The organism is Dolichospermum circinale AWQC131C, assembly GCF_000426905.1.
GTDB lineage: Bacteria > Cyanobacteriota > Cyanobacteriia > Cyanobacteriales > Nostocaceae > Dolichospermum > Dolichospermum circinale.
The window spans coordinates 149,886-155,983 of the sequence record NZ_KE384588.1; the positions used below are offsets into that span (position 1 = coordinate 149,886).

At 38.2% G+C, this 6,098-nt stretch carries 10 protein-coding genes; 3 read left to right on the forward strand and 7 right to left on the reverse strand.

All coding sequences use genetic code 11. From position 1 onward, the window contains the following. The 3 genes from ACIR131C_RS21660 to ACIR131C_RS0101960 form a co-directional block, all read right to left on the reverse strand. A partial coding sequence (locus ACIR131C_RS21660; protein ID WP_035371366.1) for a pentapeptide repeat-containing protein occupies positions 1–577 on the reverse strand: 577 nt, incomplete at its 3' end. Positions 578–746: 169 nt separating this feature from the next. Beyond that, positions 747–1,148, reverse strand: a complete 402-nt coding sequence (locus ACIR131C_RS0101955) for a type II toxin-antitoxin system HicB family antitoxin (RefSeq protein WP_028088854.1) — start codon at positions 1,146–1,148, stop codon at positions 747–749. 1 nt (position 1,149) lies between these two features. Then, positions 1,150–1,386, reverse strand: a complete 237-nt coding sequence (locus ACIR131C_RS0101960; protein ID WP_028088855.1) for a type II toxin-antitoxin system HicA family toxin — start codon at positions 1,384–1,386, stop codon at positions 1,150–1,152. A 263-nt stretch (positions 1,387–1,649) separates the two neighbouring features. Between ACIR131C_RS0101960 and ACIR131C_RS21665 the strand changes: the two genes are divergently transcribed. Then, a complete protein-coding gene (locus ACIR131C_RS21665; RefSeq protein ID WP_196811708.1) occupies positions 1,650–1,949 on the forward strand; it encodes an element excision factor XisI family protein in 300 nt (99 codons plus the stop codon). Positions 1,950–1,996: 47 nt separating this feature from the next. Here the strand turns inward: ACIR131C_RS21665 and ACIR131C_RS21670 are convergent, their stop codons facing one another. Further along, complete coding sequence (locus tag ACIR131C_RS21670) at positions 1,997–2,176, reverse strand: hypothetical protein (RefSeq protein ID WP_051347471.1); 180 nt, start codon at positions 2,174–2,176, stop codon at positions 1,997–1,999. Between the two features lie 152 nt (positions 2,177–2,328). After that, entirely contained in the window at positions 2,329–3,045 is a 717-nt protein-coding gene (locus tag ACIR131C_RS0101975) for a biliverdin-producing heme oxygenase (protein WP_028084925.1), read from the reverse strand. A 210-nt stretch (positions 3,046–3,255) separates the two neighbouring features. Between ACIR131C_RS0101975 and glmM the strand changes: the two genes are divergently transcribed. Together glmM and ACIR131C_RS0101985 are read left to right on the forward strand one after the other, a co-directional pair. Further along, positions 3,256–4,704: a phosphoglucosamine mutase gene (gene glmM / locus ACIR131C_RS0101980; RefSeq protein ID WP_028088856.1), complete on the forward strand. Its 1,449-nt coding sequence runs from the start codon at positions 3,256–3,258 to the stop codon at positions 4,702–4,704. Positions 4,705–4,829: 125 nt separating this feature from the next. Beyond that, on the forward strand, positions 4,830–5,468 hold the full coding sequence (locus tag ACIR131C_RS0101985; RefSeq protein WP_028084927.1) for a peroxiredoxin: 639 nt from the start codon (positions 4,830–4,832) through the stop codon (positions 5,466–5,468). A gap of 78 nt (positions 5,469–5,546) precedes the next feature. Here ACIR131C_RS0101985 and ACIR131C_RS0101990 read toward each other — a convergent pair whose 3' ends face one another. Beyond that, positions 5,547–5,729 carry a hypothetical protein gene (locus tag ACIR131C_RS0101990; RefSeq protein ID WP_035371367.1) on the reverse strand — a complete coding sequence of 61 codons (183 nt, stop codon included), beginning with the start codon at positions 5,727–5,729 and terminating at the stop codon, positions 5,547–5,549. Then, the gene (locus tag ACIR131C_RS26515; protein ID WP_231395373.1) at positions 5,719–6,012 is read right to left on the reverse strand and encodes a hypothetical protein; all 294 of its coding nucleotides are present in this window, start codon (positions 6,010–6,012) and stop codon (positions 5,719–5,721) included. The genes ACIR131C_RS0101990 and ACIR131C_RS26515 overlap by 11 nt, the downstream gene beginning before the upstream one ends. Positions 6,013–6,098: the final 86 nt, after the last annotated feature.

Here is a 6,098-nt window from a genome sequence, read left to right on the forward strand (position 1 = left end):
CACTCAGGTCAGCCCTAAACAGGTTAGCCCTAAACAGGTAAGCCCCACTCAGGTTAGCCCTAAACAGGTTAGCCCTAAACAGGTAAGCCCCACTCAGGTCAGCCCGACTCAGGTTAGCCCTACTTAGGTCAGTCCTAAACAGGTTAGCATTAATCAGGTTAGCCCCACTCAGGTCAGCCCCACTTAGATCAGCCCCAAACAGGTTAGCATTAATCAGGTTAGCCCCACTCAGGTTAGCCCCACTCAGGTCAGCCCCAAACAGGTTAGCATTAATCAGGTTAGCCCCACTCAGGTCAGCATTAATCAGGTTAGCTCCAAACAGGTCAGCCCCAAACAGGTTAGCATTAATCAGGTTAGCCCCACTCAGGTTAGCATTAATCAGGTTAGCATTAATCAGGTTAGCCCCACTCAGGTTAGCATTAATCAGGTTAGCCTCGTTCAGGTTAGCCTCATTGAGATCAGCCACACTCAGGTTAGCTAATCTCAGGTCAGGTCTTATATCTGGATTTTCATCTCTCAACTTACCCCAAACTTTTACCCCTTTCCTCAGTATCGCTAAATGCTCTGGATTCGCCATAATCTAGTTTTTATACTTAAAATTGCCATTATTCGGATTTTAACCTAATTTCATTAAGTTTAATCAAAATAGCGATCGCATTTGGCGTTAACTAGCGATCGCTATGAGTATTCATCAAATTTTTCAGAGTGAAAGTTTAACCAATATCTTAACTTAGATCCAAAGATTTCTACTTAACATTTACCATGCTCAGAGACTTAACAGCATTTCTTTCACTTAACAAAAATACAAGATATTGATTCAGACTAACTCCTTCTTTCTCTGCATTTTCTGTTAATCTCTCATGCAATGATCGAGGTATACGTAATAAAACTTTACCACTGTATTGAACTTGAGTTGAGGGTAAGGGAATTTCATCCCCATATTCATAGGCTGTTTCTATCCATAAACTACGTGCTTCTTCAATATTAAATAACGTTTCATCTGTTGTTTCTCCCTGAGTCATACATCCAGGAAGGTCTTTAATTTCTGCTACATATCCCCCATCAGGATCAGGGTAAAGTGTAACTGGATATTTCAAATTCAAGTAAAATTCCAGTGACTCACGTTCAGATTTATTTTTCTTAGACATACTACTCCTCTAATCTGAGCAGTTTTACAATCTGCTTAATATAAATTCCTTTTACTTTTTGCCCCTCTTTTTTGGGTACAATTTGTATCCGTCCATCCTCATGACGGAAAGTGTGATGACTTCCTTTAGATCGAACTTCTTCAAAACCGAATGCTATTAAAATACGTCTTACTTCTTCAAATCTTACTTCAACAGGGTAAGAGAGAAATAATTGAATTAGTTTGTCTAGCTGACTCATAATTTATTAATGTCCGTTGAAGTTTAAATTTTTTCATGTTTGTTTCCTTAGCTGGCAGGCTTATTTTACTATTCTAATGATATCATATATAGTATCAATGTCAATATAAAATATTTCTAATAGTCACAATAAATGTAACTATTAGAACATTAATAGCTTTGAATTGACTACAAATAATTACGGTATATAATTAACGTATTGTTTTTTACTAAAAATTCTCACTATTATATTGTATTTGATGATAAAAATGAGGAGATATTACAATGGATACCAAATTAAAATATCAAGAAATCATCAAAAGAATATTAACAGAAACCGCCGAATATCGCGCTTCTATACCTGATGGTTATAACTCCCAAGTTTTATTTGATGATGAACATGAACGTTATCTAGTTTTAGATATTGGTTGGAACGATGATCAATATCTACATACCACACCAATTCATGTAGATTTGATTGATAATAAAATTTGGATTCAATATGATGATACAGAAGAAGGTATTGCTAATGATTTTATAGCAGCAGGTGTTCCTGCACAGGAAGGATATTGCACTTGGTTTTAGTCATCCTAAAATCAGACCATATACAAACTTTGCTGTTAGTTAATACATTATTGGTTATTTTCCCTGCGGACTTCTCGCACAATTTCACAAATCTCTTCTGTTGTCAAAGGATGAGGATCATTTACTGCTTCTCTTCTTTTTTTTAATTCATTCCAATCAAATTTAGCAGCTTTTTTAAAAAAAAAACCATCTTCGGTGATGGTAACTGAATATTTTTCACCATTCACAAATTGTTCTCGAATTTGATGATTCTAAATTGGGGTAATCTCCCTTTGGTTGCTTTCATGCACATAAAAACAATCACAGGGAAATTACCCCCAGATATTTTAATTTGAGATGAGTTGAGATAAGTTGAGAAAAGTTAATATTTCTTAACTCATTACTCAGCAGTTACCAATTCAGTGCTACCTTTTGTCCGTTTTCGGGTTAAGGTGTTGTAAACCATGATCCCAATGGCTTTAATTAAATTACCTTCCAATTCTTGGAACATCTTCATGTTCACACCAAAGGCGGCATTTGCTTCTTCTACAATGCGATCGCCTGTGGTATCATCAATGGGCATAGCATCCAAATTTCGCCGATATTCCGCTTTAAATGCCTTCTCGTCGCTAATATCTGCAAATTCATAAAAGGCTGTCCCTTCCCCTTCACCCAATTTCATCGCAGTTTGAGCAATACCTTTGAGAATTTGTCCCCCCGATAAATCACCTAGATAACGGGTATAGGAATGAGCAATTAATAATTCTGGTTCGGTAGCAGAAATTTCCCGAATACGGTTGACATAGGCCGCACCCGCAGGGGACAATTTAATTTGTTCCCGCCAAAGTTTGCCATAGTAGTAAGTTAAATCCTGTTCTAAGGTGTGCTTACGGTTAAGTTGGGGAAAGTAAATTTTACTCAACACTGGGTGATGTTTGTGTTTTTCCATCTCCTCTTCCATGGCTGAGTAAATAAAGTAAAAGTTAGCAACCAACTTGCGGTAGGAGTTTTTTTCCACAACTCCTTTTAAAAAACACTTGACAAAACCTACATTTTCTGCCATGGTATGTGCTTTCTTTGTCCCTACACGTAATTTGCTTGCTAAATTGCTGCTCATATTAAAATTCTCAACTGTAAAAAAATTAACTTCTGGACTTTTCTGAACACATTGGTCAAAAAATCCCACTAAAAGGTTAGATTAGAACTGTTTTATGAAAATTTATATTAAAAATTATTAAGCAAGAAAACGACATCTTGTTTCACCAGGGTCGAGAATGATCAAAAAAAATGCTATTCTCCTGTGTAATTATCTGGGGTTCTTAAACTTATGGTTTCATCAATGGTTCAGACTCAAGGCTGTATTTCCGAATTGGTGACAAAGGTGGAAAATAGTTGGATGTTAAATTCCATACCTTTACCAACCAATGCTTTATTCGGTACAGATGGTATTCGTGGTCAAGTGGGAGAACTGCTAAACGCGCCCTTAGCTTTACAAGTGGGTTTTTGGGCAGGTATGGTTTTAGGTAGTCATGCTACCTGTCCAGGACCAATTATTCTGGGACAAGACTCTCGTAATTCCAGTGATATGTTAGCCATGGCCTTGAGTGCTGGCTTAACCGCAGCGGGGTTAGAAGTGTGGTATTTGGGATTATGTCCTACCCCTTGTGTAGCCTATCTGGCCAGCACCACTAACGCCATTGGTGGAATCATGATTTCCGCCAGCCACAATCCACCAGAAGACAATGGAATTAAAATATTTAATGCAGATGGTGGTAAGTTACCCCAAGCCCTACAAATGGAAATTGAGGCGGGATTACGTGGTAAATTATCCCTGGATTTTAGTATAAATAATTGCGGTAGACATTATTACCGTGCGGAGTTAATCAAGGATTATAGTCAAGCTATACAAGCACCTTTACAGTCGGGACCGAATCTGCAAGGGATGAAGATTGTTTTAGATTTAGCTTGGGGGGCGGCGGTAGGTTTAGCGCCAGCGGTATTTACGGAAATGGGTGCAGAGGTAATTTGTTTACATAATGAAGCAAATGGCTATCGCATTAATGTTAATTGTGGTTCTACTCACCTAGATATTCTCCAAGCCGCTGTTAAAGCCCATCAAGCGGATTTAGGCTTTGCTTTTGATGGCGATGCAGATCGGGTTCTCGCTGTGGATAATACGGGCAGATCAGTGAATGGTGATTATATTCTTTACCTTTGGGGTCGTCATTTACAACAAAAGCAACAACTACCAGATAACCTGATAATTTCCACGGTCATGGCCAATTTGGGCTTTGAAAGAGCTTGGCAACAAATAGGGGGTAAATTAATTCGCACCGCAGTAGGTGATCAATACGTTCAAGCGGAAATGCGGAAAACTGGAGGAATGTTAGGAGGAGAACAATCAGGTCACATTGTTTGTAGTCATTATGCTATGACTGGAGATGGCTTATTAACAGCGCTACATATTGCAGCGGTGGTGAAAGAGGCTAATAAGTCCTTAGCAGAAATGGTAGATCAAAGTTTCCAAACCTATCCCCAAATATTACGAAATGTGCGAATATTAGATCGTGAACGGCGACTAGGATGGGAAAATTGTCAACCCGTACAACAAGCGATCGCAAAAGCCGAAGCCGCCATGGGTGATAATGGTAGAGTCCTCGTCCGTGCCTCTGGGACCGAACCCGTAATTAGAGTCATGGTAGAAGCCGCTAATGCTGAACTTGTTAACCATTGGACAAATGAATTAGTTTCCCAAGTCCAACAACACCTGGCTTAAAAGTTCAGAAACAACAAACTTAAAATTTTGTTACAAACCACGACATACCGATAGGTTAATCGGTCTTTTGTGCTATACTGTCACGGTATAATTTAGATATCTTTTGAGAACACAGGGAATCTTCTATGACTCTTCGTCTTGGTGATACAGTACCTAACTTTACTCAAGCCTCTACCCATGGGGAAATTGACTTTTACGCTTGGGCTGGTGATAGTTGGGTAGTGCTATTTTCTCATCCTGCTGATTTTACACCAGTTTGCACCACCGAACTAGGAACTGTTGCGAAACTCAAACCAGAATTTGACAAACGCAATGTGAAAGCGATCGCGTTGAGCGTTGATGATGTAGAATCTCACAAGGGTTGGGTGGGAGATATTGAAGAAACCCAAAGCACCACCCTGAATTACCCAATTTTGGCAGACCCAGATCGTAAAGTTTCCGAACTTTATGATATGATTCACCCTAACGCAGCGGCTACTGTTACAGTCCGTTCTGTGTTTGTGATTGATAACAATAAAAAACTCCGTCTTTCTTTTACCTATCCTCCCAGCACGGGACGCAATTTTGATGAAATTTTGCGCGTTATTGATTCTTTGCAATTAACTGATAATTACAGTGTTGCTACCCCCGCAGACTGGAAAGACGGTGAAGATGTGGTGATTGTACCATCTTTGAAAGATCCTGAAGTCCTCAAGGAAAAGTTTCCCAAAGGCTATCAAGAAATTAAACCTTATTTGCGGATGACTCCTCAACCTAACAAGTAAGTTTTCATAACAGCAAATATTCTTGCTATTGTAGGGTGGGTTAGCAACGGTGTAACCCACCATTACTTGTTTGTTGTCTTACACTCTCGTTGCATTACTTATTTTTTGTTGAAGAGAAGTAATAATTTCAGGAGTTAATTCTGCTTCTGGTTGTACTACTTCCCGTTCAGCTAAAACTGATTTAATTTGATTTTCGGAAGCTGTTCCTAATCTTTGTAATAGTGTTTTAAAGCTTTGATTACTACCTATGTTAGTTGTCATAATTTGATATTTGGGTATTTGAAAACTTTATTGCTAATCTATCTATTAAGTTGAGTAACTTTAATTCTTCTATGATCTCTTTCATGTATTCATTTTCCTCCATATTAATTTCGGTAAGTGTTGTATTCGATAATAAAGTTATATAATCTGTTTCATCTGGTAATAAATAATTAATATAAATCCCTTTTCTATCCCTCTTTACAAAATTTCTGGAATAATAGTCATCTTCTATACGTTTTGGTAATGCTTTTTTTGTTAAAATCTCTTCAATCAATAAAGCCATTGATTCAGTAATTTCTTGATGATTATACAGCACTTCCCGGTGTTATGAGGTACATATCTAGCGGGCAAGATGCCCGCACCACAAGA

Excerpts from the sequence above, each read along its gene's own strand:
- ACIR131C_RS0101955 (WP_028088854.1), bottom strand. The coding sequence starts at position 1,148 with ATGTCTAAGAAAAATAAATCTGAACGTGAGTCACTGGAATTTTACTTG.
- ACIR131C_RS0101960 (WP_028088855.1), bottom strand. The coding sequence starts at position 1,386 with ATGAGTCAGCTAGACAAACTAATTCAATTATTTCTCTCTTACCCTGTT.
- ACIR131C_RS21665 (WP_196811708.1), top strand. The coding sequence starts at position 1,650 with ATGGATACCAAATTAAAATATCAAGAAATCATCAAAAGAATATTAACA.
- ACIR131C_RS0101975 (WP_028084925.1), bottom strand. The coding sequence starts at position 3,045 with ATGAGCAGCAATTTAGCAAGCAAATTACGTGTAGGGACAAAGAAAGCA.
- glmM (WP_028088856.1), top strand. The coding sequence starts at position 3,256 with ATGGTTTCATCAATGGTTCAGACTCAAGGCTGTATTTCCGAATTGGTG.
- ACIR131C_RS0101985 (WP_028084927.1), top strand. The coding sequence starts at position 4,830 with ATGACTCTTCGTCTTGGTGATACAGTACCTAACTTTACTCAAGCCTCT.
- ACIR131C_RS0101990 (WP_035371367.1), bottom strand. The coding sequence starts at position 5,729 with ATGACAACTAACATAGGTAGTAATCAAAGCTTTAAAACACTATTACAA.
- ACIR131C_RS26515 (WP_231395373.1), bottom strand. The coding sequence starts at position 6,012 with ATGGCTTTATTGATTGAAGAGATTTTAACAAAAAAAGCATTACCAAAA.